22 protein-coding genes and 1 pseudogene are annotated in these 24,063 nt (G+C 69.2%); 13 read left to right on the top strand and 10 right to left on the bottom strand.

Annotation, left to right across the window (positions count from 1 at the left end):
* Positions 1 to 58: 58 nt before the first annotated feature.
* From APZ15_RS00885 to APZ15_RS00855, 7 genes are all read left to right on the top strand, one after another.
* Positions 59 to 1,015 (top strand): sugar kinase, encoded by a 957-nt coding sequence (locus APZ15_RS00885; RefSeq protein ID WP_027789249.1) that lies wholly within the window; start codon positions 59 to 61, stop codon positions 1,013 to 1,015.
* Entirely contained in the window at positions 1,003 to 2,364 is a 1,362-nt protein-coding gene (locus APZ15_RS00880) for a D-tagatose-bisphosphate aldolase, class II, non-catalytic subunit (protein ID WP_027789250.1), read from the top strand. Before APZ15_RS00885 ends, APZ15_RS00880 begins: the two co-directional genes overlap by 13 nt.
* Before the next feature lie 369 nt (positions 2,365 to 2,733).
* Positions 2,734 to 4,059 carry an ABC transporter substrate-binding protein gene (locus APZ15_RS00875; RefSeq protein WP_021159529.1) on the top strand — a complete coding sequence of 442 codons (1,326 nt, stop codon included), beginning with the start codon at positions 2,734 to 2,736 and terminating at the stop codon, positions 4,057 to 4,059.
* A gap of 114 nt (positions 4,060 to 4,173) precedes the next feature.
* Positions 4,174 to 5,127, top strand: coding sequence for a carbohydrate ABC transporter permease (locus APZ15_RS00870; RefSeq protein ID WP_021159530.1), 954 nt, complete (start codon positions 4,174 to 4,176; stop codon positions 5,125 to 5,127).
* The gene (locus tag APZ15_RS00865) at positions 5,124 to 5,975 is read left to right on the top strand and encodes a carbohydrate ABC transporter permease (protein ID WP_027789251.1); all 852 of its coding nucleotides are present in this window, start codon (positions 5,124 to 5,126) and stop codon (positions 5,973 to 5,975) included. The genes APZ15_RS00870 and APZ15_RS00865 overlap by 4 nt, the downstream gene beginning before the upstream one ends.
* Positions 5,972 to 6,655 carry an HAD family hydrolase gene (locus APZ15_RS00860; protein ID WP_027789252.1) on the top strand — a complete coding sequence of 228 codons (684 nt, stop codon included), beginning with the start codon at positions 5,972 to 5,974 and terminating at the stop codon, positions 6,653 to 6,655. Before APZ15_RS00865 ends, APZ15_RS00860 begins: the two co-directional genes overlap by 4 nt.
* A gap of 69 nt (positions 6,656 to 6,724) precedes the next feature.
* A complete protein-coding gene (locus APZ15_RS00855) occupies positions 6,725 to 7,834 on the top strand; it encodes an ABC transporter ATP-binding protein (RefSeq protein WP_027789253.1) in 1,110 nt (369 codons plus the stop codon).
* Between the two features lie 13 nt (positions 7,835 to 7,847).
* Here APZ15_RS00855 and APZ15_RS00850 read toward each other — a convergent pair whose 3' ends face one another.
* On the bottom strand, positions 7,848 to 8,732 hold the full coding sequence (locus tag APZ15_RS00850) for a LysR family transcriptional regulator (RefSeq protein WP_021159534.1): 885 nt from the start codon (positions 8,730 to 8,732) through the stop codon (positions 7,848 to 7,850).
* Positions 8,733 to 8,846: 114 nt separating this feature from the next.
* Here APZ15_RS00850 and APZ15_RS00845 point away from each other — a divergent pair, with 114 nt between their 5' ends.
* The 3 genes from APZ15_RS00845 to APZ15_RS00835 all read left to right on the top strand — a co-directional run bounded on the left by APZ15_RS00845 (position 8,847) and on the right by APZ15_RS00835 (position 11,539).
* The gene (locus APZ15_RS00845) at positions 8,847 to 10,043 is read left to right on the top strand and encodes a serine hydrolase domain-containing protein (protein ID WP_027789254.1); all 1,197 of its coding nucleotides are present in this window, start codon (positions 8,847 to 8,849) and stop codon (positions 10,041 to 10,043) included.
* Positions 10,040 to 11,251: an MFS transporter gene (locus tag APZ15_RS00840; protein WP_027789255.1), complete on the top strand. Its 1,212-nt coding sequence runs from the start codon at positions 10,040 to 10,042 to the stop codon at positions 11,249 to 11,251. Before APZ15_RS00845 ends, APZ15_RS00840 begins: the two co-directional genes overlap by 4 nt.
* Positions 11,252 to 11,323: 72 nt before the next feature.
* Entirely contained in the window at positions 11,324 to 11,539 is a 216-nt protein-coding gene (locus tag APZ15_RS00835) for a helix-turn-helix domain-containing protein (RefSeq protein WP_051363299.1), read from the top strand.
* Positions 11,540 to 11,614: 75 nt separating this feature from the next.
* On the opposite strand, the gene APZ15_RS00830 is transcribed toward APZ15_RS00835, so the two are convergent.
* The 3 genes from APZ15_RS00830 to dalD form a co-directional block, all read right to left on the bottom strand.
* Positions 11,615 to 12,562 carry a sugar-binding transcriptional regulator gene (locus APZ15_RS00830; protein ID WP_034195854.1) on the bottom strand — a complete coding sequence of 316 codons (948 nt, stop codon included), beginning with the start codon at positions 12,560 to 12,562 and terminating at the stop codon, positions 11,615 to 11,617.
* Positions 12,563 to 12,684: 122 nt separating this feature from the next.
* Positions 12,685 to 14,166 (bottom strand): xylulokinase, encoded by a 1,482-nt coding sequence (gene xylB / locus APZ15_RS00825; protein ID WP_027789257.1) that lies wholly within the window; start codon positions 14,164 to 14,166, stop codon positions 12,685 to 12,687.
* A gap of 83 nt (positions 14,167 to 14,249) precedes the next feature.
* Positions 14,250 to 15,674 (bottom strand): D-arabinitol 4-dehydrogenase, encoded by a 1,425-nt coding sequence (gene dalD / locus APZ15_RS00820; RefSeq protein WP_027789258.1) that lies wholly within the window; start codon positions 15,672 to 15,674, stop codon positions 14,250 to 14,252.
* A gap of 149 nt (positions 15,675 to 15,823) precedes the next feature.
* Here dalD and APZ15_RS00815 point away from each other — a divergent pair.
* A pseudogene (locus APZ15_RS00815) lies at positions 15,824 to 16,449 on the top strand (MFS transporter); the annotation flags it as partial.
* An 18-nt stretch (positions 16,450 to 16,467) separates the two neighbouring features.
* Here APZ15_RS00815 and kynA read toward each other — a convergent pair.
* The 3 genes from kynA to kynB form a co-directional block, all read right to left on the bottom strand.
* Positions 16,468 to 17,403 (bottom strand): tryptophan 2,3-dioxygenase, encoded by a 936-nt coding sequence (gene kynA / locus APZ15_RS00810; protein ID WP_027789260.1) that lies wholly within the window; start codon positions 17,401 to 17,403, stop codon positions 16,468 to 16,470.
* A gap of 89 nt (positions 17,404 to 17,492) precedes the next feature.
* Positions 17,493 to 18,746, bottom strand: coding sequence for a kynureninase (gene kynU, locus APZ15_RS00805; RefSeq protein WP_034195855.1), 1,254 nt, complete (start codon positions 18,744 to 18,746; stop codon positions 17,493 to 17,495).
* A 24-nt stretch (positions 18,747 to 18,770) separates the two neighbouring features.
* Positions 18,771 to 19,412 carry an arylformamidase gene (gene kynB / locus APZ15_RS00800; RefSeq protein WP_027789262.1) on the bottom strand — a complete coding sequence of 214 codons (642 nt, stop codon included), beginning with the start codon at positions 19,410 to 19,412 and terminating at the stop codon, positions 18,771 to 18,773.
* A gap of 130 nt (positions 19,413 to 19,542) precedes the next feature.
* Between kynB and APZ15_RS00795 the strand changes: the two genes are divergently transcribed.
* Positions 19,543 to 20,043 (top strand): Lrp/AsnC family transcriptional regulator, encoded by a 501-nt coding sequence (locus APZ15_RS00795; protein ID WP_006477992.1) that lies wholly within the window; start codon positions 19,543 to 19,545, stop codon positions 20,041 to 20,043.
* Here APZ15_RS00795 and APZ15_RS00790 read toward each other — a convergent pair.
* The 3 genes from APZ15_RS00790 to APZ15_RS00780 form a co-directional block, all read right to left on the bottom strand.
* Complete coding sequence (locus APZ15_RS00790) at positions 20,030 to 20,539, bottom strand: flavin reductase family protein (protein WP_021162543.1); 510 nt, start codon at positions 20,537 to 20,539, stop codon at positions 20,030 to 20,032. The two genes, APZ15_RS00795 and APZ15_RS00790, sit on opposite strands and share 14 nt — an antisense overlap.
* Before the next feature lie 305 nt (positions 20,540 to 20,844).
* Positions 20,845 to 21,510: a hypothetical protein gene (locus APZ15_RS00785; protein ID WP_027789263.1), complete on the bottom strand. Its 666-nt coding sequence runs from the start codon at positions 21,508 to 21,510 to the stop codon at positions 20,845 to 20,847.
* On the bottom strand, positions 21,507 to 22,913 hold the full coding sequence (locus APZ15_RS00780; protein ID WP_027789264.1) for a selenium-binding protein SBP56-related protein: 1,407 nt from the start codon (positions 22,911 to 22,913) through the stop codon (positions 21,507 to 21,509). Before APZ15_RS00780 ends, APZ15_RS00785 begins: the two co-directional genes overlap by 4 nt.
* A gap of 583 nt (positions 22,914 to 23,496) precedes the next feature.
* On the opposite strand from APZ15_RS00780, the gene msrA reads away from it, so the two are divergent.
* Positions 23,497 to 24,057 (top strand): peptide-methionine (S)-S-oxide reductase MsrA, encoded by a 561-nt coding sequence (msrA, locus tag APZ15_RS00770; RefSeq protein WP_027789266.1) that lies wholly within the window; start codon positions 23,497 to 23,499, stop codon positions 24,055 to 24,057.
* Positions 24,058 to 24,063: the final 6 nt, after the last annotated feature.

The raw sequence follows: 24,063 nt of genomic DNA, 5'->3' as shown, positions 1-24,063 counted from the left end.
GCGACGGGGCGGCCGCGCCGCTCACCGCGGCCGCCGTCGAACGAGGAGGGCACGCCTGATGGCCGAGATCGTCGTCGCCGGCGAACTGCTGGCCGAATTCGTCGCCGCCGAGCGCGGCCAGGGTTTCGACGCGCCGGGCCTGTTCGCCGGGCCGTTCCCGAGCGGCGCGCCGGCGATCTTCGCCGACCAGGCCGCACGGCTCGGCGCGCGCGTCGCGTATGCGGGCTGCGTCGGCCGCGACGCGTTCGGCGATGCGATCGTCGCGCGGCTCGAGCGCGATGGTGTCGACGTCGCGCGCATCCGCCGCGTCGCGCGTCCGACCGGCACCGCGTTCGTCGCGTATCGCGACGACGGCTCGCGCAGCTTCGTCTACAGTCTGTCCACCAGTGCGGCCGCGTGCGTCGATGCGTCCGACGTCGATACCGCGATGTTCGACGGCTGCCGCTATTTCCACGTGATGGGCTCGTCGCTGACGAGCGAATCGGCGATCGCCGCTGTGCAGCGCGGCGTGATCGAGGCCGCGCGCGCCGGCGCGAAGGTGTCGTTCGATCCGAACGTGCGGCCTGAGATGCTGAGCTTTCGCCCGATGCGCGCGGCGCTCGAGACGATGCTCGCCGCGTGCCACCTGTTCATGCCGAGCGAGGCCGATTTGCCGTTCTTCTGCGGGCCGCAGCCGGCCGAGCGTGCGATCGCGGGCCTGCTCGCGACGCATCCGCTGCTCGAGCGTGTCGTGCTGAAACGCGGCGCGCAAGGCAGCGTTGCATTTGACCGCGCCGACCGCGTCGAAGCACCGGCCTTTCAGGTCGACGAAATCGACCCGACCGGCGCCGGCGACTGCTTCGGCGGCACGCTCGTGGCGAGCTTCGTCGCGGGTGTGCCGATCGATGCCGCATTGCGCCGCGCGAACGCGGCCGGTGCGATCGCGGTCACACGGCGCGGCCCGATGGAAGGCAACAGCAGCGCGGCCGAGATCGACCGCTTCCTGACCGAACGAGGTATCGCATGTCCGGCCTGACGACCTTCGCCGAACGCCCGCGCACCGCCCATGCGGACGCCGTGCTGCGGATGATCTTCGATGCGAACCGCGCCGACGCGCAGCGCGGCATCTATTCGATCTGCAGCGCGCACCGGCTCGTGCTGGAGGCCGCGTGCGAAGCGGCGCGCGCGGATGGCTCGCCGCTCCTGATCGAGGCGACCTGCAACCAGGTGAACCATCTCGGCGGCTATACGGGCATGACGCCCGCCGATTTCCGCCGCGACGTCGACGCGATCGCCCGGCGTTGCGGGCTGGCGCCGTCGGCGCTCGTGCTCGGCGGCGACCATCTTGGGCCGAACCCGTGGCGGCACCGCCGCGTGGCCGATGCGATGCGCGAGGCGGGCGCGATGGTCGCCGCTTATGTGGAAGCCGGCTTCGAAAAGATCCACCTCGATGCGAGCATGGCGTGCGCGGACGATCCGGTGCGGCTCGACGATCGCACGATCGCCGCGCGCGCGGCCGAACTGTGCCGCGTGGCGGAAGACGCGGCGGCGCGCACCGGCATCGCGCCCGTCTACGTGATCGGCACCGAGGTGCCGACGCCGGGCGGTGAAGTCAGCGGCAACAGCGGCCACGACGGCGATGCGGTGATCGCGCAGATCGCGGTCACGCGCAGCGACAGCATCGCGGCGACGCTCGATGCGCACCGCGCCGCGTTCGCGGCGGCCGGGCTCGACGACGCGTGGGCGCGCGTCGTCGCGATCGTCGCGCAGCCGGGTGTCGACTTCGACGATCGCCATGTGCTCGACTACGACAGCGCGAAGGCCGCGGCGCTCGGCGCGAGTATCCTGCAGACACCGCACCTCGTGTTCGAGGCGCATTCGACGGATTACCAGACCGAGGGGGCACTCGCCGCGCTCGTGCGGGACCACTTCGCGGTGCTGAAGGTCGGCCCCGCACTGACGTTCGCGCTGCGCGAGGCGCTGTTCGCGCTGACCTTCATCGAGGACGCGCTGACCGGCGACGTCGGGCAGCGCTCGCGGTTGCGCGACGTGGTCGACGCCGCGATGCGCGCGCAGCCCGAGCACTGGGCGCCGTACTACCGCGGCGACGAAACCGAGCAGCGGCTCGCGCGCCAGTTCAGCTACAGCGACCGGATTCGCTACTACTGGCTGCAGCCGGCCGTCGCGGCCGCGGTCGAGCAACTGTTCGACAACCTCGCGCGGCAGCCGGTGCCGGAGACGCTCGTCGCGCAGTGGCTGCCGGATGTCTACGCGGCGTGCCGCACGGGCGGGCTCGCGAAGGAGCCGCGCGCGTGGGTGCGCCACCGGATACGCGACGTGATCGCGCACTATGCGCGCGCGTGCGGAATGCAGCGGCCGGCGTGACGGGCCGCGAAGGAAACGCAGGACCGACGACACTAGGGTCTGTTTCCATATGGAACGCACATGCGAATGCCCGAAATCGCTCGTCCCCCAAGGGGACTTCCTAACGGGGCGCAGGCAAGAAGTGAGGAGCGCCGTTTGGCCGAGCCAAACAAGCGACGAGCGACGCCGCCATGTGGGCGATTTCGGGCATTCCCGTGGAATGTATTTTTTTAGTTTGGGGTTGCCACGAGAACGGCCGCTCGCCGCGTTGCGCTCCTTGCGAATACGTCCAGTATTCGCAGCGTCGCGCGCCTCGCGAGCGGCCGTTCTCGTGGCAACGCATGTGCGTTCCATATGGAAACAGACCCTAACAAACACAGGAGACATGCCATGCAACGAAAGATGCTCGACGCCGCCGCACGCTGCTTCGCCGGAGCCGCGCTCGCGACGGCGGCCTGCGCCGCGTCCGCCGGCACGCTGACGATCGCGACGCTGAACAATCCCGACATGATCGAGCTGAAGAAGCTGTCGCCGGCGTTCGAGAAGGCGAACCCGGACATCAAGCTGAACTGGGTGATCCTCGAGGAAAACGTGCTGCGCCAGCGCGCGACGACCGACATCACGACCGGCAGCGGCCAGTTCGACGTGATGGCGATCGGCACCTACGAGACGCCGCAGTGGGGCAAGCGCGGCTGGCTCGCGCCGATCACGGGCCTGCCCGCCGACTACGACCTGAACGACATCGTGAAGACCGCGCGCGACAGCCTGTCGTACAACGGCCAGCTGTACGCGCTGCCGTTCTACGTCGAGAGCTCGATGACGTTCTACCGCAAGGACCTGTTCGCGGCGAAGGGGCTGAAGATGCCCGACCAGCCGACCTACGACCAGATCGCCGAGTTCGCGGACAAGCTCACCGACAAGGCGAAGGGGACCTACGGGATCTGCCTGCGCGGCAAGGCCGGGTGGGGCGAGAACATGGCGTACGTGTCGACGGTCGTGAACACGTTCGGCGGGCGCTGGTTCGACGAGAACTGGAATGCGCAGCTGACGTCGCCGGAATGGAAGAAGGCGATCACGTTCTACGTGAACCTGCTGAAGAAGGACGGCCCGCCGGGAGCGAGCTCGAACGGCTTCAACGAGAACCTGACGCTCACCGCATCGGGCAAGTGCGCGATGTGGATCGACGCGACGGTCGCGGCCGGGATGCTCTACAACAAGCAGCAGTCGCAGGTGGCCGACAGGATCGGCTTCGCGGCCGCGCCGGTCGCCGCCACGCCGAAGGGCTCGCACTGGCTGTGGGCGTGGGCGCTGGCCGTGCCGAAGACGTCGAAGCAGCAGGACGCCGCGCGCAAGTTCATCGCATGGGCGACGTCGAAGCAGTACATCGAGATGGTCGGCAAGGACGAAGGCTGGGCGTCGGTGCCGCCGGGCACGCGCACGTCGACCTACCAGCGCCCCGAGTACAAGGCCGCCGCGCCGTTCTCGGACTTCGTGCTGAAGGCGATCGAGACGGCCGACCCGAACGATCCGTCGCTGAAGAAGGTGCCGTACACGGGCGTGCAGTACGTCGGGATTCCTGAATTCCAGTCGTTCGGCACGGTGGTCGGCCAGTCGATCGCCGGTGCGGTCGCGGGCCAGATGACGGTCGACCAGGCGCTCGCCGCCGGGCAGGCCGCCGCGGACCGCGCGGTACGGCAGGCCGGCTACAAGAAGTAACGCGCCGGCAGTCACGCGGCCCGCGGCGTGCGCCGTTGCACATGCCGCGGGCCAGCGAAGCCGAAAGGCGGGCGGGCCGTTCGCGCCCGCGCATCAACCGGAGGAACGCCGATCATGCGTCATTTACGTCTTCCCCTGAGCCATGCTCACGCGCCGTCGGTCGGCGACGCGTCGTCGCCGCCCGGCGCGCCGCGCCGCGCGCGCGGCGGCGCGAGCTGGCTCGTCTCGCCGTCCGTCGCGGTGCTGCTGCTGTGGATGTCGATCCCGCTCGCGATGACGATCTGGTATTCGTTCTCGCGCTACAACCTGCTGAACCCGGACGTGAAAGGTTTCGCCGGGCTCGACAACTACCGCTTCCTCGCGACCGATCCGTCGTTCCTGCCCGCGATCTGGCACACGCTCGTGCTGATCGGCGCGGTGCTCGCGATCACGGTGGTCGGCGGCGTGCTGATGGCCGTGCTGTTCGACCGCAAGTTCTACGGGCAGGGCGTCGCGCGCCTGTTCGCGATCGCGCCGTTCTTCGTGATGCCGACGGTGTCCGCGCTGATCTGGAAGAACATGATCCTGCATCCGGTGTACGGGCTCGTCGCGAACGCGATGCGCGCGCTCGGGATGACGCCGATCGACTGGTTCGCCGACTACCCGCTCACCGCGGTGATCATCATCGTCGCGTGGCAGTGGCTGCCGTTCGCGTTCCTGATCCTGTTCACCGCGATCCAGTCGCTCGACCAGGAGCAGAAGGAAGCCGCGCGCATCGACGGCGCGGGCCCGATCGCGATGTTCTTCTACATCACGCTGCCGCACCTGAAGCGCGCGATCGCCGTGGTCGTGATGATGGAGACGATCTTCCTGCTGTCGATCTTCGCGGAGATCTACACCACGACCGGCGGCGGCCCCGGCGACGCGACGACCAACCTGTCGTACCTGATCTACGCGCTCGGCCTGCAGCAGTTCGACGTCGGCCTCGCGTCCGCGGGCGGCATCATCGCCGTCGTGGTCGCGAACGTCGTGTCGTTCTTCCTGGTGCGGATGCTCGCGCGCAACCTGAAGGGGGAGTACGAAAAATGAGCGACCTGACCTTCGAAGGCCGGCGCGTGCCGGCCGTGTTCGACCTCGTGCGGCGTGCGCTGCCCGGCACGCTCGCGTGGCTGATCGCGCTCCTGCTGTTCTTCCCGATCTTCTGGATGGCGATCACCGCGTTCAAGACCGAGCAGCAGGCGTATGCGTCGACGCTGTTCTTCATGCCGACGCTCGACAGCTTCCGCGAGGTATTCGCGCGCAGCAACTACTTTTCGTTCGCCTGGAATTCGGTGCTGATCTCGGCCGGCGTCACGGTGATCTCGCTGCTGTTCGCGGTGCCGGCCGCGTACGCGATGGCGTTCTTCCCGAACCACCGCACGCAGAAGGTGCTGCTGTGGATGCTGTCGACGAAGATGATGCCGTCGGTCGGCGTGCTCGTGCCGATCTACCTGCTGTGGAAAAACGCGGGGCTGCTCGATACCGTGTCGGGCCTCGTGATCGTCTACACGCTGATCAACCTGCCGATCGCGGTGTGGATGACCTTCACGTACTTCAACGAGATCCCGAAGGACATCCTCGAAGCCGGGCGCATCGACGGCGCGTCGACGTGGCAGGAGATCGTCTACCTGCTGATGCCGATGGCGCTGCCGGGGCTCGCCTCCACCGCGCTGCTGCTCGTGATCCTGTCGTGGAACGAAGCGTTCTGGAGCATCAACCTGTCGAGCTCGAACGCCGCGCCGCTCACCGTGTTCATCGCGTCGTACTCGAGCCCCGAAGGGCTGTTCTGGGCAAAGCTGTCCGCAGCTTCCCTGCTGGCGGTCGCGCCGATCCTGATCGTCGGCTGGCTGTCGCAGAAGCAGCTCGTGCGCGGGCTCACGTTCGGAGCCGTCAAATGAGCGCGAACGTCCTGATCTGCGATTGCGACGGTGTACTGATCGACAGCGAGGCCGTGGCGGCCGACGTGATCGTGCGCGAGCTCGACGCGCGCTGGCCGGGCGTCGATGCGCGGCCGGCCGTGATGCCGTTGCTCGGGCTGCGCATCGAGCGCGTGCTGGCCGGCGCGGGCGACGCCGTCGGGCGCACGCTGTCGGCCGGCGATGTCGACGCGATCCGCCGCGCGGTCGAGGCGGCGGCCGTTAACGCGCCGATGGTCGACGGCATCGATGCGGCGCTGGACGCGATTCAGTTGACGACGGCCTGCGCGAGCAACAGCTACCGCGCCTACGTCGAGGCGGCGCTGGCGCGCACCGGCCTCGCGCGCTTCTTCGGCGACCGGCTGTTCTGCGCGGATGCCGTCGCACGGCCGAAGCCCGCGCCGGACGTGTATCTCGCGGCCGCGCGTACGCTCGGCGTCGTGCCTGCGCAGTGCCTCGTGGTCGAGGACAGCGCGACCGGCATCACCGCGGCCGCCGCGGCCGGCATGACCGTGCTCGGCTTCGTCGGCGGCGGGCATGCGTCGGCTGCGCAGATCGACGCGCTGCGCGGGATCGGCGCGCGTCACGTATTCGACGACATGCACGAACTGCCCGGCTACGTCGCGCGCTGGCAGGCGACCGGCGCGGTGCTGCCGAACTAGCAACCACGAACGATTGCGCGCCGCGTCCGACGCGGCGCATCACGCATCACGAACGAACGGAGACAGATCATGGCAAGCGTGCTCCTGCGCAATATCGCGAAGCGCTACGACGAAACCGAAGTGCTGCGCAACGTGAACCTCGACATCGCCGACGGCGAATTCGTCGTGTTCGTCGGCCCGAGCGGCTGCGGAAAATCCACGCTGATGCGGATGATCGCGGGCCTCGAGGACATCTCGAGCGGCGACCTGCTGATCGACGGCGCGAAGGTCAACGACGTGCCGAGCGCGAAGCGCGGCATCGCGATGGTGTTCCAGTCGTATGCGCTGTACCCGCACATGACGCTGTACGACAACATGGCGTTCGGCCTGAAGCTCGCCGGCGCGAAGAAGCCCGAGATCGACCAGGCGGTGAAGAACGCCGCGAAGATCCTGCACATCGACCATCTGCTCGACCGCAAGCCGAAGCAGCTGTCGGGCGGCCAGCGGCAGCGTGTCGCGATCGGCCGCGCGATCACGCGCAAGCCGAAGGTGTTCCTGTTCGACGAGCCGCTGTCGAACCTCGACGCGGCGCTGCGCGTGAAGATGCGGCTGGAGTTCGCGCGGCTGCACGACGAGCTCAAGACGACGATGATCTACGTGACGCACGACCAGGTCGAGGCGATGACGCTCGCGGACAAGATCGTCGTGCTGTCGGGCGGCGCGGTGCAGCAGGTCGGCACGCCGAACGAGCTTTACCACGCGCCGGCGAACCAGTTCGTCGCGGGCTTCATCGGGTCGCCGAAGATGAACTTCCTGAAGGGCAGCGTCGATTCGGTCGATGCCGGCGGCGTGCTCGTGCGCTTCGACAGCGGCGAGACGCAGCGCGTCGCGGTCGAGGCGGCGGGGCTGCAGCGCGGCGCGGCGGTGACGGTCGGCGTGCGGCCCGAGCACCTGAAGGTCGAAGCCGCGGCCACCGGCGTGGCCGCGCGGACGATGGCCGTGGAATCGCTCGGCGATGCCGCGTACCTGTATGCGGAGTCGGCCGTCGCGCCGGACGGGCTGATCGCGCGGATTCCGCCGCTCGACACGTACCGCACCGGCGAGGCGCTCCACGTGCACGCGCAGGCCGAGCACTGCCACCTGTTCGACGAACACGGCCAGGCGTTCCGCCGGCTGAGCGTGCACGCGAAGGCCGCATGACGGCCGGCCGCGGTCACAGCGGCAGGTGCGCGGCCATGTAATCGACGAACGCGCGCAGCTTCGGCGTCGGGTGGCGGCCCGACGGCCACAGCACGTAGACCGGCGTGCAGCTCGCGACGTGTTCGTCGAGCACCGCGCGCAGCGTGCCGTCCGCGAGCGCCTCGCGCACGAAGAAGATGGGCAGGCACGCGATGCCGAGCCCGCGCAGCGCGAAGCACAGGCGCGCTTCCGCACTGTTGCTGACCATCGCGACCGGCACTTCGGGCGGCGTGCCCGCGCGCGGCACGCGCAGCGGCCAGGTCTCGAGCTTGCCGCTGGTCGGGAAACGGTAGTGCAGGCAGCGGTGCTGCGCGAGATCGGCCGGCGTGCGCGGCGTGCCGTGCCGGTCGAGATAACCGGGGGACGCGACGAGGTGCTGGCGGAAGTGGCCGAGCAGCCGCGACGACAGCCGGGAATCCGAGGGCTGGCCGGTGCGCAGCACCGCGTCGAACCCTTCGTCGACGACGTCGACGAGCCGGTCGCTGAAATCGATGTCGAGCTCGATCTCCGGATACGCGGCCATGAAATCGGCGAGCACCGGCAGCAGCAGCGTGCCGATCGTCGGCAGGCTCACGCGCAAGCGCCCGCGTGGCGCTTCGGCACTGTGCGTCAGTTCCTGCTCGGCCGCGTCGAGCTCGGCGATCACGCGCCGGCACCGTTCGAGAAAGCGCGTGCCTTCGGCGGTCAACGTGATGCTGCGCGTGCTGCGGTGAAAGAGCCGCACCTTCAGCCGCGCCTCGAGCCGCGCGATGCGTTTGCCGATCGCCGAAGCCGATAGCCCGAGCGCACGTCCGGCCGCGACGAAACTGCGCGTTTCCGCGACCTGAACGAACACGACGAAGCCGCCGAGGTTTTCCATGCGAGTTTCCGATTGCGGACGCCGGCGTCCGGATTGTCCGGAACTCTACCCCGGTTTTTCTTCTTGCGTCGGCTCCCTACGATGAGCGCTCGTTCATTGTCGAGAGGTCACGTCATGTCATCCCTGCCTGTCACCGCCTTGCGCGTGGAACCGGACGCCGCGCTGCGCCGCCGGCTCGACGACGCGCTGGATCGCGCGCTCGCCGACGCGCGCATGGTCGGCGCGGTCGTGCTGGTCGCGCAGGACGGCGAGCTGCGTTATGCGCGCGCCGTCGGCCTTGCCGATCGGGAAGCCGGCACGCCGATGCGGGACGACGCGCTGTTCCGCCTGTCGTCGGTCACGAAGCCGGTCGTGGCGGCCGCCGCGATGCGGCTGGTCGCGGCGGGGCGCATCGCGCTCGACGAACCGGTCGCCCGCTCGTTGCCCGGATTCCGCCCGACGTTGGCCGACGGCACGCCTGCCGTCATCACGTTGCGTCATCTGCTGTCGCATACGGCCGGCCTCGGCTACCGCTTCCTCGAAGCGGACGGCGACGGCCCGTATGCACGCGCCGGCGTGTCCGACGGAATGGACCGTTCGGGTCTCTCGCTCGCCGAGAACCTGCGGCGCATCGCCAGCGTGCCGCTGCAGTTCGCGCCGGGTACGTCGTGGGGCTATTCGCTGTCGATGGACGTGGTCGGCGCGCTGATCGAGGCAGTCGACGGGCGGCCGCTCGCCGACGCGGTTGCCGCGCTCGTCACGACACCGCTCGGGATGATCGACACCGCGTTCGTCGCGCACGACGCCGCACGCTTCGCGACGCCTTACGTGAGCACGCCGGGCGCTCCGCGCCGGATGGCGGACGTCGATCTCGTGCCGGTGTTCGACGGCACGATCGGCATCCGCTTCGAGCCGGCGCGCGTGTTCGATGCCGATGCGTGGCCGTCGGGCGGCGCGGGGATGGTCGGCACCGCACGCGATTGCGTGACGCTGCTCGATGCGCTGCGCACGGGCCGCGACGGCTGGCTCGAACCCGCATGGGTCGACGAGATGGCGCGCGTCCAGCCGGGTGCGGGCGAACTGCGGGATGCGCCCGGTTTCGGCTTCGGGCTCGGGTTCTCGGTGCTGCGCGATCCGGTGGCCGCGCAGTCGCCGGAGTCGGTCGGCACCTGGCGCGGGGGCGGCGCGTACGGGCACACGTGGTTCGTCGACCGCGCGGCGGGGCTGACGGCCGTCGCGCTGACCAACACGCTGTACGAGGGCCTCGACGGGCGGATCGTGACCGCGGTGCGCGATGCGGTCTACGGCGTCGAAACCGGGAGCGCGGCATGAGCGACTGCACGACGATCGATGACGAGCTGGCCGTTCAGCCGGTGCAGGCCGGCGCGCGCCTGCCGGTTGCGAACCTGCTGGCGCTCGCGACGGCCGCGTTCATCACGATTCTCACCGAGGCGTTGCCGGCCGGCCTGCTGCCGCTGATGAGCACCGACCTGCGCGTGCCCGAGGCGCTGATCGGCCAGCTCGTGACCGTGTATGCGCTCGGCTCGATCGTCGCGGCGATTCCGCTCGTCGCCGCGACGCGCGCGATGCGCCGGCGCACGCTGCTGCTCGCGGCGCTGGCCGGCTTCGTCGTGTCGAATGCGCTGACGGCCGTGTCGCCGTACTACGCGCTGACGCTCGCCGCGCGCTTCGTCGCGGGGATGGCGGCCGGGCTGCTGTGGGCGCTGCTCGCCGGCTACGCGAGCCGGATGGTCGATGCCTCGTTGCGTGGCCGGGCGATCGCGGTCGCGATGCTCGGCGCGCCGGTCGCGATGTCGATCGGCATTCCGGCCGGCACCGCACTCGGCGCGGCGCTCGGGTGGCGCGTCGCGTTCGCGGGTATCACGCTCGCGGCGCTCGTGCTGATCGGCTGGATCCGTTGGCGTCTGCCCGATTATCCGGGGCAGCCGGCCGGCGCGCGCGAGCCGGTGCTCGGCGTGATGACGCTGCCCGGCGTGCGGCCGGTGCTGACCGTGATGTTCGCGTACGTGCTGGCGCACAACATGCTGTATACGTACGTCGCGCCGTTTCTCGCGGGCGTGCGGATGGGCGCGCAGGTCGATGCGGTGCTGCTCGTGTTCGGTATCGCGTCGCTGGTCGGCATCGCGCTGACGGGCGCGTGGATCGGCGCCGCGCAACGGCGGCTGACGCTCGCCAGCATCGCGTTGTTCGCCATCGCGGCGGCGATGCTCGGCGCCGGTTCCGGCATGGCGATCGTCTATGCGGGTGTCGCGCTGTGGGGGCTCGCGTTCGGCGGCGCGCCGACGCTGTTCCAGACGGCCGCCGCGAACGCCGCGGGAGAGGCCGCGGATGTCGCGCAGTCGATGCTCGTGACGGTGTGGAACCTCGCGATCGCGGGTGGCGGAATCGCGGGCGGGATGCTGCTCGGCGCAACCGGGGCGGGCGCGATTCCGTGGGTGCTCGTCGCGCTGCTGGCGGCCGCGTGGGTCGGCGCATGGCGGGCTCGCCGGCATGCGTTTCCGGCGCCGCGCGCCGCGTGAGTTTGCAGGTGCGGGCGCGATTCAGATTGCCCGCATGCCCGGCGCCGTCCTGGCGCGCGCCTCGTCGTTGCCATGGCGATGCCGGAGGTGTGCCAGACGCTGACGGCGCGCGAGAAGGCGGTGCTGAAATGGACTGCGGCAGGCAAGACGTATGCCGATATCGGATTGATTCTGTCCATCTATGGCCGGACCGCGAAGTTTCACCTGATGAACGTGATGCGCAAGCTTCGTGCGGCCAACAAGGCGGAGGCCGTCATGAAGGCCACGATGCCCGGGTTTCTGCAGTGATGCCCGGTTTGTCCGCACGCGTCGGCGATCCGCCGTGCGGCGACCGCATGCGGTGACGGGAAGCCGCCACGCCGGCTACGCTTCCAGCGCCGCCCTCGCGCACGTCTCGTCGGTGACGAGCCCCGACATCCAGCCGCCGCGCAATGCGGCGATCACCGCATCGCGTTTCTTCGGGCCGCCCGCGAACGCGATCGTCGGGCGCTTCGGCGGCGTGGCGAGCGACACGCTCGTCACGCGCGTGCCGGTCGACACATCGATCAGCTTGCCTTGCGCGTCGATCGGCACGCCAAGCAGTTCGGCCACCGCGCCGAGCGCGGTCATCTCGTCGCGCTCCTGTTCGGTGATGAAGCCGTCTTCGTAGAGCGGGCAGTGCGGGCCGATGTTGCCGATCCCGACGAACGCGACGTCGGCCTGGCCCGACAGCGCCTCGACGATCCGGTACAGCCGGTGATTGCACCACTGCGCGCGCTCGGCGGCGCTGTCGGCGAACAGCGGCGCGGGCAGCAGGAAGTGCTTGCTGCCGGTTTTCTCGGAGATGTACTGCGCGACGTCGTAGCGGTTCGACGAACCGTCGGCCGCGATCGCGCCGACCATCGACACGAGGCGGTGCTGCGGTCGGTCGATCTGCGCGATCTGTGCGACCGCGGCCTTCAGCGTCCGGCCGCTGCTGACCGCGATCACCATCGGCCGCGTTTCGTTCAGGTAGCGCTCCATCACCTGCGCACCGGCGACGGCCAGCTTGCGGTCGATCGCGTCGGGCGCATCGGCATCGACAGGCACGACTTCGCACATCGCGAGGCCGTAGCGCTTCGACAGCTGCGCGCCGAGATCGAGGCAGTCGGCGAGCTGGTGGTCGACGCGCACGCGGATCAGGTTCTTCTCGACCGCGAACGCGACGAGGCGTTGTGCGACCGGGCGCGACACCTGCAGCTTTTCCGCGATCTCGTTCTGCGTGTCGCCCGCGACGTAGTAGAGCCACGCGGCACGCGTGGCGAGATCGAGTTTTTCTGAGGACTTGGACACGATAGCGATTCGGTTCGGAGCTGGGGGGCCGCCCGCGGGCCGGCCGGCGGGCCGCATGACGGCATCCACTGTACCGCATGTCGCGCATGCGGCCGACGGCCGGCGCGCGTGACAGGCGGCGCTTACGCGAGCCGCGCGCGCGACGGTTCGTACAGCGGCCGCACGTGGCGGTACAGCGAACGAAACGCATCGAGGCGTTCGCGCAGCAGCGCATGGCGGGCGGCATCCGGCGCGAATTCGGCCCGCACCGGCGGCTTGGCCAGCACCGCATGCGGATCGCCGCCGACAGCCAGCCAGCCGAGCCGCGCCGCGCCGAGCGCCGCACCCGTTTCGCCGCCGCCGTGCTGGCGCGTGCGCACGTTCAGCGCATCGGCGATCAGTTGTGCCCAGTACGCGCTGCGCGCGCCGCCGCCGATCAGCGACAGCTGGGCGGTTTCGACGCCGGCCGCATGCAGCGCGTCGAGACCGTCGGCGAGGCCGAGCGTCACGCCTTCGAGTACCGCGTAGCCGAGATGCGCGCGTTCGGTCGCATGCGTCATCCCGAAGAACACGCCTTGTGCGTACGGATCGTTGTGCGGCGTGCGCTCGCCGGACAGGTAGGGCAGGAACAGCGGGGCCGTCGCGAGCGCGTCGGCGTCGAGCGCCTCGACTTCGGCGAGCAGGGCGGGCTCGTCGGTGCCGGTCAGCTTGCAGACCCAGCGCAGGCAGCTCGCGGCCGACAGCACGACGCTCATCAATTGCCAGCGATCGGGAATCGCATGGCAGAACGCATGTACGGCCGATGCGGGGTTCGGCATGAAGCGATCGCCGACCACGCTCAGCACGCCGGACGTGCCGAGCGACACGAAGCCGTCGCCTGCGTGGATCGCACCGATGCCAAGCGCGCTCGTTGCGTTGTCGCCGCCGCCGCCGGCTACCACGACCGCCTCCGACAGCCCGAGTTCGCGCGCGATGTCCGCGCGCAGCGTGCCGGACGGCGCATTGCCTTCGACGATGCGCGGCATCTGGTCACGCGTCATTCCGCACGCGGCGAGCAGTGCGTCGGACCAGTCGCGGCGCGCGACGTCGAGCCACAGCGTGCCGGCTGCGTCCGACGGGTCGGACACCTTCGCGCCGGTGAGCCGGAACCGCAGGTAATCCTTCGGCATCAGCACGCAGGCAGTCGCCGCGAACACATCGGGCTCGTGCTTCGCGACCCACAGCAGTTTCGGCGCGGTGAAGCCCGGCATCGCGAGATTGCCGGCCAGTGCGTGGAGATCGGGCGCGCGTTCGGTGAGCAGCGCGCACTCGTCGGCGCTGCGCATGTCGTTCCACAGGATCGCGGGGCGCAGCACGCGGTCGTCGCGGCCGAGCAGCACGGCGCCGTGCATCTGGCCCGACAGGCCGATGCCGCGCACGGCCGCGAACGCTTGCGGATGTCGTTCGCGCAGCGCAGCGAGCGCGGCGAGCGTGCCTTGCCACCAGTCGTCCGGATGCTGTTCGGCCCAGCGCGGATGCGGCCGCGACACGGTGAACGGCGACCCGGCGGTGCCGACGACCGTGCCGTCCGGGGCGAGCAGCAGCACCTTCACTTCCGAAGTGCCGAGGTCGATGCCGAGATACATGAGCGATCCGTTCCGTCAGTGGGGACTCGCTACTTTAGCCGCGCGGCCGTGCACGTGCCAAGGCAGGTTCGCCCCAATGCGCGTCAGCGCGCCGCGAGCCATGCATCGACCCGCGCGAGCCCGGCGCGCAACGCCTCGACCAGCGCCGCGTTGTCGGCGAGCGAACCCCACAGCGCGCGGCTTGCGCACAGCGCGGTGATCTGGTCGTCGGCCTCCGGATGGCCGGCCCCCGGATGGCCGGCCCCGACGATCGCACGCGCGGCGCTTTCGTCCATCACGCCGTCCTGGTACGCATACGGCAAGGTGCCGCGCGCCCAGCGTTCGAGAAAGCGCAGGAACAGCGCGGGCAGCACGGCTGTGGCGACCGGCGCCGCGCCGCGTGCGAACGATTCGACGAGCGTCGGTGCGATGAAGCCGGGGATCTTCGAGAAGCCGTCGGCCGCGACGCGCTGGTTCGTGTCGAGTACGTACGGGTTGCCGAAGCGTTCGAGCACGACGTCGCGGTAGCGCGCGAGATCGAGCGGGCTCGGCGTCAGGCACGGGATCACGTCCTGCGTCACGTAGTCGTGCGCGAAGCGCCGGATCGCCGCGTCATGCGTGCCTTCGTGGATATACGTGTGGCCCGCGAGCGTGCCGGCCCACGCGATGCAGCTGTGCGTCGCGTTGAGGATGCGGATCTTCGCTTCCTCGTACGGGTGCACGTCGTCGACGAGTTCGGCACCGGCCAGCTCCCAGCGCGGTCGGCCGGCCGCGAAGCGGTCCTCGATCACCCACTGGATGAACGATTCGCCCATCACCGGGCATGCGTCGTCGATGCCGGTGGCGGCCAGCACGCGCTCGCGCACGTCGGCGGTCGGGCGCGGCGTGATGCGGTCGACCATCGCGCTCGGCGTCGCGACGTTCGCATCGAACCACGCGAGCAGGTCGGCCTGCCCGCGCCGCTCGAGGAATTCGCGCATCCCCGCGCGAAAGCGCGCACCGTTGTTGCGCAGGTTGTCGCAGCTCTGCAGCGTGAGCGGGCCCGCGCCGCGCTTCACGCGTTCGGCGAGCAGCGCCGCGAGCGCGCCGTACAGCGTTGTACGCGCACCCTGCAGGTCGGCCGCGAGATCCGCGTTCGCGACGTCGAGCCGGTTGTGTTCGTCGAGGTAGTAGCCGCCTTCGGTGACGGTGAACGACACGATCCGGCAGGCCGGATCGGCGCCGGCGTCGATCAGCGCGGCGAGATCGATCGACCAGGGCAGTACGCGCGTGATCGCGCGGATCGTCTCGTACGCGCGCTCGCCTTGCGGCGTGACGGTTTCGAGCGTGTATTCGCCGTGCTGCGCGGCGAGCGCGTCCATCGTCGCGCGCATGTCGTCGCGGATGTTGCCGACGGTCAGCGACCAGCGCTCGTCGGGCGGCACGGCCGCGTTCACGCGATGCAGATACCACGCCTGGTGCGCGCGGTGAAACGAGCCCGCGCCGATGTGCAGCAGCACGGGCGTGCGGGCGGAGGGCGATGCGCTCATCCGGTGTCTCCTGTTCGTGCCAGATTTTCCTGCCGAGTACGAATACGATCATTTGCTCTATGTGTGAGCGAATGATCGTATTCGGGCGAGCGAAAGTCAAGGCGGGGAAACGGCATTTCGATGGTGCGCTGCGGCGGCGGGCGGAATGAGCGGGCGGAAAGGCGCGCGACACGATCGCGCTGTGGTGCGCGTTCTTCATGTGCCTGCTCGCCGTGTATGCGGCGTTCAGCTGGCTGCCGACGATGCTGGCCGCGAGCGGGCTGAGCGTGTCGGTCGCGGGGACGGGGCTTACCGCGTACAACCTCGGCGGCTGATCGGCGCGCTGCTGTGCGCGTGGACGATCGCGCATGCCGGGTCGCGCTGGCCGCTCGTGCTGTGCAGCATCGGCGGCGCGGCGAGTGCGGTGTGGCTGATGGGGGGCGATGCAAGCCGCCGCACGGGCTGGCTGATCGTCGGACTCGGGCTGCACGGGCTGTTCGTCAACGCGGTGCAGTCGACGATGTATGCGCTCTGTGCGTACATCTACCCGACCGCCGTGCGCGCGACGGGTACCGGAAGCGCGCTCGCGTTCGGCCGGCTCGGCGCGATCCTCAGTGCGTTCGCGGGCGCGATCGTGATCACCACGGGCGGCGCCACGGCCTATCTGACGATGCTGGCGATCGCGATGCGCATCGTCTGCGTCGCGCTGCTCGTCGTGCGGCGGCATATCCCGCGGCTGTCACGTGCGGCAGCGCAGCCGCGCGAAGGGGAGGAACTGGCCCGCACGTCGTCGTGACGGCGGGCGAGTGGTGCGTTACAGCGTGGTGCGCACGTGCCAGAGCTCGGGGAACAGCACGACGTCGAGCATCTTGCGCAGGTACGGCGCACCGCTGGTGCCGCCCGTGCCCTGCTTGAAGCCGATGATGCGTTCGACGGTCGTCACGTGGCGGAAGCGCCACTGGCGGAATGCATCCTCGAGATCGACCAGTTCCTCGGCCATCTCGTAGAGCTCCCAGTGCTGCTGCGGGTGGCGGTACACCTCGAGCCACGCGGCTTCGACCGTTTCGTCGTGCTGCGTCGGCTGCGTCCAGTCGCGCTCGAGCCGCGCTTGCGCGATCGGGAAACCGCGCCGCGCGAGCAGGCGGACGACCTCGTCGTAGAACGACGGCGCCTCGAGCGTCGTGCGCACCTGTTCGAGGATGTCGGGCCGGTGCGCATGAGGCTGCAGCATCTGCACATTCTTGTTGCCGAGCAGGAATTCGAGCTGGCGATACTGATACGACTGGAAGCCCGACGACTGCCCGAGATACGGCCGCATTGCCGAATACTCGGACGGCGTCATCGTCGACAGCACGTTCCACGCCTGCACCAGTTGCTCGAGGATCCGCGACACGCGCGCGAGCATCTTGAACGCGGGCGGCAGCGCGTCGGTGCGCACCGCGTCGAGCGCGCCGCGCAGCTCGAACAGCGCGAGCTTCATCCACAGCTCGCTCGTCTGATGCTGGATGATGAACAGCATCTCGTTGTGATCGGGCGACAGCGGGTGCTGCGCGTCGAGGATCGAATTCAGCGACAGGTAGTCGCCGTAGCTCATCGACTTCGAGAAATCGAGCTGTGCGTTGTGCCAGCCGGCTTCGCCCGAGGCATCGCCCGGCACGTGCGGCGCTTCGTGTGCCGCTTGTGCCGAATGGGCGGCGCGTGCGCCCGAGAACGGGCAGCCCGCCGGCGCGTCGCCGCCGGGCGGCTGCATATGACCAGAATTCACGACTATCTCCAGATTTGAATGACGGGGCGCGGCGCGCAATCCGCGTGACCGTGGTGCGCGCCGGGCAAGGCCGGTCAGGTCACCGCGCCGCGTTCGGCGAACTCGGGCGCCTTCCAGGCGTCGGTGGCGAGGATGTCGCGCAGCGTCTCGACGGCATCCCACACGTCGACGAAGCGCACATAGAGCGGCGTGAAGCCGAAGCGCAGCACGTACGGCTCTCGGTAGTCGCCGATCACGCCGCGCGCGATCAGCGCCTGCATCACCTCGTAGCCGTGCGGATGCTCGAAGCTCGCCTGCGAGCCGCGCTGGTGATGCGCGCGCGGCGTGACGAGCTTCAGCGACAGGCCCGCGCAGCGTGCTTCGACGAGCGCGATGAAGGCATCGGTCAGCGCGAGCGATTTGCGGCGGATCGCCTGCATGTCGGTTTGCAGGAACACGTCGAGCCCGCATTCGACCATCGACATCGACACGATCGGCTGCGTGCCGCACAGGAAGCGCGCGATGCCCGGATCGGGCGCGAAGCCCGGCTGCATCGCGAACGGTGCGCGGTGGCCCCACCAGCCGGACAGCGGCTGCGAGAAGTGTGCGTGATGACGCTGCGGCACCCACACGAATGCGGGCGAACCCGGGCCGCCGTTCAGGTACTTGTACGTGCAGCCGACCGCGCCGTCGGCGCGCGCGCCGTTCAGGTCGACCGGCACCGCGCCGGCCGAGTGCGCGAGGTCCCACAGCATCAGCGCGCCCGCGTCGTGCACGAGCTGCGTGACGGCCGGCATGTCGTGCATGTAGCCGGTGCGGTAATTCACGTGCGTGATCATCGCGACGGCCGTGTCCGCGCCGAGCGCGGCCGGCAGGTCGGCCGGATCGTTGATCAGGCGCAGTTCATAGTTGCCGCCGAGCTGCTCGATCAGCCCCTGCGCGATATACAGGTCGGTCGGGAAGTTCGAGCGCTCCGACACGATCACGCGGCGCTCGGGCGCGCGCTCGGCCTGGTGGCGCAGCATCGCCGACAGCAGCTTGAACAGGTTGATCGAGATGGTGTCGGTGACGACCGTTTCGCCCGGTGCGCCGCCGATCAGCGTCGCGAGCTTGTCGCCGAGACGGCGCGGCAACGCGAACCAGCCGGCCGTGTTCCAGCTGCGGATCAGGCCTTCGCCCCATTCGGCGCCGATCACCTGCTGCGCGCGGGCGGCCGATGCGCGCGGCTGCGCGCCGAGCGAGTTGCCGTCGAGATAGATCACGCCGTCGGGCAGGGAGAACTGGTCGCGCAGCGGGGCGAGCGGATCGTCGCGGTCGAGCGCGAGTGCGTCTTCACGGGTCTTGATCATGATTTGAGTCGTCAGTCGGGGTAATCAGGAGGCACGCGCGGACAGCGCGCGCAGCACCGCGCGCACGGGGCTCGCGTCGAGCGTCGCGAATTTCAGCGGCAGTGCGATCAGTTCGTAGTCGCCGGGCGGCACGTCGTCGAGCACGATGCCTTCGAGGATCGCCATCCGGTGCGCGCGCACGCGGTGATGCGCATCCATCGTCTTCGATTCCTGCGGGTCGAGCGACGGCGTATCGATGCCGATCAGCTTCACGCCGTGCGCGGCGAGCAGGTCGACGGTCTCGGGCGCGACCGCGCAGAAGTCGCTGTCCCACCGTTCGACGCTGGCACGTGCATACGTGCGCAGCAGCACGCGCGGCGGCACGCCGTCGAGCGCGGCCGCGACATCGGCCGGCTGCACGACCGGCGATGCGCCGATGCAATGGATCACGCGGCACGGGCCGAGATAGGTGTCGAGCGGCACGGCGCCGATCGGCGCGCCGTCGGCGTCGTAATGCAGCGGCGCGTCGCAGTGCGCGCCCGTGTGCGGCGACAGCGTCAGGCGTGCGACGTTGACCGGCGAGCCGGCCTCCATCCGCCACACGCGTTCGACGGAAACCGGCGTATCGCCCGGCCACACGGGGGTGGCGGGGCTGACAGGCGGCGAGATGTCCCAGAGGGTGTCCATGGCATGACGATTCGGTGAGTCGATGCTTCGAATGATAGGTGGACGCTCGCAGAAAGTGCTTGCGAAATAAACATGGACAAACCGCCGGATTGGCAGATAATTCGACTCAGAGGGAAAACGGGGACCAAAAATGCACGCGATCACGCTCGATGCCACCGACTGCCGGATTCTGGCGGTACTGCAGGAAGAGGGCAGAATCAGCAATCTCGACCTGGCGGAACGCATTTCGCTTTCGCCATCCGCCTGCCTGCGCCGCATGCGCCTGCTCGAGGAGCAGGGTGTGATCGAGCACTATCGCGCGTGCCTGAGCCGCGAGAAGCTCGGCTTCGAGCTCGAGGCGTTCGTGCAGGTATCGATGCGCAACGAAGAAAATCAATGGCACGAGCGCTTCGCGGAAGCGTTGCGCGAATGGCCGGAGGTGGTCGGCGCGTTCGTCGTGACGGGCGAGAGTCACTATCTGCTGCGCGTGCTCGCGCACAACCTCAAGCACTACTCGGATTTCGTGCTGAACCGGCTCTACAAGGCGCCGGGCGTCATGGACATCCGTTCGAACATCGTGCTGCAGACGCTGAAGGACGAAGCCGGCGCGCCGGTCGGGCTGGCGCGCACGGGAGCGATCAAAGCGGTGTAAGGCCGTGGAAGCCGCCGCCGTGGAATACGAGCGGCGGTGTCGTGTCCGATGCGGCGCGCACGCCGCAGCGTTCGACCTCGCCGACGAAGATCACGTGGTCGCCTTCGTCATAGCGGCTGCGGTTGTGGCATTCGAACCATGCGAGCGCGCCGTCGAGCACGGGCATCCCGGAGTTGCCGGCCGCATGCGCGATTCCTTCGAAGCGGTCGCCCTTGTAGGTCGAGAAGCGCTTGCACAGGTCGAGCTGCGAGGCCGCAAGTACGTTCACCACATAGTGGCTGTTGCCGCGGAACACGGGCGTCGACGCCGATTTGTGCGCGAGGCTCCACAGCACGAGCGGCGGATCGAGCGATACCGAGTTGAACGAGCTGGCGGTGATGCCGATCAGCTGTCCGGACGGCGCGCGCGTCGTGATCACCGTCACGCCCGTTGCGAACTGGCCGAGCGCTTGCCGGAAAGCGGCCGAGTCGAAATCCGGGGGATTGGCCTGGCTCATCGGGCAGCCATCCGGAACGAGACGGGCGGGCGCGGCGCGACGCGAGCGGGGCGGGCACGGCGGACGAAAGGCGACAAGGCGGTCGATGGGGAAGGGGTGCGCATGGCCCGATTTTAGCGGAATCGGGGCCGCCGGGCCCGGCCAGGCGGCGCATCGAGGGGGCAGGGTGACGTAGCGAACACTGCGGCGCGCGGCAGGACGGGCAATCGCGCGCGGCCGGCAACGCCGTTCTGTCGCGTTTTTCGAACGGGGCCGCCGCACGGTCCTGCGCAGTTGCATCTCCCAACCGCCGATCCCCGCGCCATCTATCGCGCCGCCGCCAGTCCGAGCGACAGCGCGCCCGTCACGATCAGGCTCGACGCCCACACCGCATCGAGATTGAACCAGCTCCGCGACACGAACTTCAGCCCGAGATAGCGGTACACGAGCCACGCGAGCCCGCCGCCGGCGCCGATCATCGCGATTGCATGCACGGCCGCGACGACGAGCGCCATCCCGAGATGCGCATCGACGAGCGTGGCCGCCGCCCGGTGGCCGGCGTCCCGGTCGAGCCCGCAGAGCCCGAGGTAGATCGGTACCAGCATCAGCCCCGCGCCATGCGCGATCGCGACCGCGAACGACCACAGGCCGAGCCGCGCGGGCGGGATCCGCGCGAGCGCACGCGGATGCCGGCGCCGGATCAGCAGCACGGCGCCGAAGCCGATCACGAGCGCGCTCGCGCCGATCCGGATCGCCGATTGCCAGGCAAGCAGCGCGGCGAGCAGCCCGAACGGCAGCATCACCGCGAAGACCGCGAGCGCATGGCCGAGCGCGAGATAGCCGAGCGCCGCGACGAGTGCACCGCCGCGGCGCGTCATCAGCGCGTTCGACACCGCGAGCGGCCAGCCCATCGCGGGGTTGAGCCCGTGATACACCCCGCTCGCGAGCACGGCCGCCCACAGCGCGAACTGGGCGTGAAGGCCGGCGTTCAACGCTTGACCGACGGATAGCAGAACGAGTCGGTCGAGCAGTCGCCGCCTTCGAGCCGGATCTGGTGCGCGCGATAGCCTTCGGGGAACTCGACCCAGTAATCGTCGGCGAGCGTCAGCCCGCCTTCCGGCCCCGCATGCGCGAGCACCTGCGCGGCCGGCACGCCATCCGGATAAAACTGGTCGTCCCACGTCGAATAGAGCGAATTGGTCCAGTACACGCGCCGGCCGTCGCGGCTGATCTCGACCATCTGCGGGCCGCCCGCGAATGCGCGTCCGTTCGAATGCGGCGCACGGCGCGCGATGCCGCCGATGCGGACCGATCCCGCGAGCACCGGGTTGTGCGGGTCCGATACGTCGTACTGGCGCATCTCGCCGGTGCCCCAGCACGACACGTAGAGGAAGCGGTCGTCGAGCGACAGGTCGATGTCGGTCACGAGCGGCGGCACCGCGCCGAACGATTTCAGCAGCGGCGGCAGTTCGTCGGCCGCGGCCGGCTCGGCCGGGATGGTCGCGGTCTTCTTCACATGGAACTTGCCGCCTTCGCGCCACCAGGTCCAGATCGAGCCTTCGAGATTCGTCGTGTCGACCACGACGCCGACGAACCCGTATTCGCGCACCGGGTCGTGCGCGGGCCGCACTTCGAGCGCCATCTGGTGCTGCGCGCCGAGATCGATCGTCTGCACGTTGCGCCGCGCGCGCAGGTCCCAGAAATGCAGCCGGTGCCCGTATTTGTTCGCGAGCAGGTCCTCGGGCACGATGCCGTTCTCGAATTGCGGCGGCAGCGCCCATTCGCTCGACACCATGTAGTCGCGCGGCAGGTTCCACCAGAAGTCGTAGTGCTTGTCCTGCGGGCCGCGGTCGATCTCCCAGCGGCCGAGCACGTCGAAGGTTTCGCAATCCATGATGAAGATGCCGGGCGCGCCGTCGGTGCCGTCCTTGCCCGCGCCGCCAAGCGTGCTCACATAGATGCCTTCGGGGCCGCAGTGAACGGTGTGCGGCCGCGAATAGCCGGTTTTCGAGAAGATCTCGTCGGGCTCGACGATCTTGTGGATGCGCGCCTGCGTCGGATGCGGCTTCGTGTCGATCACGTAGATGCGCGACGAGCGCAGGCCGGGGATGATCAGGAAGCGGCGTTCGAGGAACGCATGGCCGGTCAGCGGCGACAGCGACGACGAACAGGCATTCCAGCCGAAGTGGTGAAACTCGTCGCCGGTGTTGGGCATCGTCACCGTATGCACGATTTTTCCGTAGGTCGGCGAGCCGGGCTTCACGTCGATCACGGCGAGCGCGTCGGGTCTGGAAAAATCGGGGCTCAGCAACAACGTATAGGCAAACTCTTCCGCCGGCGCCTGCATCGCAAGCTCGGGCGAAGCGTGAAACGTCGGGTCAGGTCGCATGCTCATGGTGATGCCCTCTCGATGGGTTCGGATCGTTGACGCACGGCCGTTCGTTGCGGGCGTGCGGGTCGGGGTTGCCGCGCGGCGCGCGTGGCGCCGGCAGGCGCGATCGGCAGGCGGGTGCACGCGTCGGCGACACGTGCGGCGCGCCGTGCATCAGATCGTGAAAGCGGAGAAAGGCGGTGTTCCGGATCGCCGCACGCGGGGCGAGACGGACGTACGGCAAGGGGGGGGCACGGTCGAAGCGGCAGCCCGCGATGCGGCGACGGCCGGGCGAGTGATGCAGGTGATGTCTGTTAAGGCATGCATATCGATGTTCCGGCAGATGATGTTTGCATCAGGGGCGGGCACGCATCGGGCGCTTTGCGCGAGGCAGCGGGTTTGCCGCCGCGCTCGCGCGTGCCTAAGTGTAGACGAGAAAGCGGGCGGCCGGTCGTGCGCGGTACCTGTGCAACCTGTCAGGTTCGCGCGCGAGTGAGATACTTGCCGCAGTGCCGTTGCGACCCGCCCCCGGGTGGGCAGCGGCGAGACGGAACGGTGGCGCCGGCGCATGCGTGCCGGCTGCCGACATCAACGAAGGACTGATTTCATGGTGAACGAGATGCTTGAAACCGCGACATTGGGAGGCGGGTGTTTCTGGTGCACGGAGGCGGTGTTTCTCGACGTCGACGGCGTGACGGCCGTCCGGTCGGGCTACGCGGGCGGCCATACGCGCAATCCCGGCTATCGCGACATCTGCGAAGGCGACACGGGCCACGCGGAAGTCGTCAACGTGACGTTCGATCCGGCGCGCATCGGCTATCGCGAGATCCTCGAGATCTTCTTCGCGACGCACGATCCGACCCAGTTGAACCGGCAGGGCAACGACGTCGGCACGCAGTACCGTTCGGTCGTGTTCACGCATTCGGACGCGCAACGCGACACGGCGCTCGACGTGATCCGCGAGCTGGAGCGCGAGCAGGTGTTCGGGCAGCCGATCGTCACGCAGGTCGTGCCGCTCGACGGCAACTACTGGCCGGCCGAGGATTATCACCAGAACTATTACGCGCGTAACCCGGGGCAGGGCTATTGCTCGGTCGTGATCGGGCCGAAGCTCGCGAAATTCCGGCAGAAGTTCTCGCACCGGCTGAAGTCGCTGCGCGGCGCGTAAGCGCCG

The sequence above is a fragment of the Burkholderia cepacia ATCC 25416 genome (assembly GCF_001411495.1).
Taxonomy (GTDB): Bacteria; Pseudomonadota; Gammaproteobacteria; order Burkholderiales; family Burkholderiaceae; genus Burkholderia; species Burkholderia cepacia.
This window is presented reverse-complemented; position numbering and strand designations above follow the sequence as displayed.

What these genes read in the sequence shown, in the direction of transcription:
- APZ15_RS00850 (WP_021159534.1), bottom strand. Translation starts at nt 8,732, where the DNA reads ATGGAAAACCTCGGCGGCTTCGTCGTGTTCGTTCAGGTCGCGGAAACG.
- APZ15_RS00855 (WP_027789253.1), top strand. Translation starts at nt 6,725, where the DNA reads ATGGCAAGCGTGCTCCTGCGCAATATCGCGAAGCGCTACGACGAAACC.
- kynU (WP_034195855.1), bottom strand. Translation starts at nt 18,746, where the DNA reads ATGATCAAGACCCGTGAAGACGCACTCGCGCTCGACCGCGACGATCCG.
- kynB (WP_027789262.1), bottom strand. Translation starts at nt 19,412, where the DNA reads ATGGACACCCTCTGGGACATCTCGCCGCCTGTCAGCCCCGCCACCCCC.
- APZ15_RS00780 (WP_027789264.1), bottom strand. Translation starts at nt 22,913, where the DNA reads ATGAGCATGCGACCTGACCCGACGTTTCACGCTTCGCCCGAGCTTGCG.
- APZ15_RS00865 (WP_027789251.1), top strand. Translation starts at nt 5,124, where the DNA reads ATGAGCGACCTGACCTTCGAAGGCCGGCGCGTGCCGGCCGTGTTCGAC.
- APZ15_RS00845 (WP_027789254.1), top strand. Translation starts at nt 8,847, where the DNA reads ATGTCATCCCTGCCTGTCACCGCCTTGCGCGTGGAACCGGACGCCGCG.
- APZ15_RS00860 (WP_027789252.1), top strand. Translation starts at nt 5,972, where the DNA reads ATGAGCGCGAACGTCCTGATCTGCGATTGCGACGGTGTACTGATCGAC.
- dalD (WP_027789258.1), bottom strand. Translation starts at nt 15,674, where the DNA reads ATGAGCGCATCGCCCTCCGCCCGCACGCCCGTGCTGCTGCACATCGGC.
- APZ15_RS00875 (WP_021159529.1), top strand. Translation starts at nt 2,734, where the DNA reads ATGCAACGAAAGATGCTCGACGCCGCCGCACGCTGCTTCGCCGGAGCC.
- APZ15_RS00790 (WP_021162543.1), bottom strand. Translation starts at nt 20,539, where the DNA reads ATGAGCCAGGCCAATCCCCCGGATTTCGACTCGGCCGCTTTCCGGCAA.
- APZ15_RS00840 (WP_027789255.1), top strand. Translation starts at nt 10,040, where the DNA reads ATGAGCGACTGCACGACGATCGATGACGAGCTGGCCGTTCAGCCGGTG.
- msrA (WP_027789266.1), top strand. Translation starts at nt 23,497, where the DNA reads ATGGTGAACGAGATGCTTGAAACCGCGACATTGGGAGGCGGGTGTTTC.
- APZ15_RS00885 (WP_027789249.1), top strand. Translation starts at nt 59, where the DNA reads ATGGCCGAGATCGTCGTCGCCGGCGAACTGCTGGCCGAATTCGTCGCC.
- APZ15_RS00870 (WP_021159530.1), top strand. Translation starts at nt 4,174, where the DNA reads ATGCGTCATTTACGTCTTCCCCTGAGCCATGCTCACGCGCCGTCGGTC.
- APZ15_RS00880 (WP_027789250.1), top strand. Translation starts at nt 1,003, where the DNA reads ATGTCCGGCCTGACGACCTTCGCCGAACGCCCGCGCACCGCCCATGCG.
- xylB (WP_027789257.1), bottom strand. Translation starts at nt 14,166, where the DNA reads ATGTATCTCGGCATCGACCTCGGCACTTCGGAAGTGAAGGTGCTGCTG.
- APZ15_RS00835 (WP_051363299.1), top strand. Translation starts at nt 11,324, where the DNA reads ATGGCGATGCCGGAGGTGTGCCAGACGCTGACGGCGCGCGAGAAGGCG.
- kynA (WP_027789260.1), bottom strand. Translation starts at nt 17,403, where the DNA reads ATGCAGCCGCCCGGCGGCGACGCGCCGGCGGGCTGCCCGTTCTCGGGC.
- APZ15_RS00795 (WP_006477992.1), top strand. Translation starts at nt 19,543, where the DNA reads ATGCACGCGATCACGCTCGATGCCACCGACTGCCGGATTCTGGCGGTA.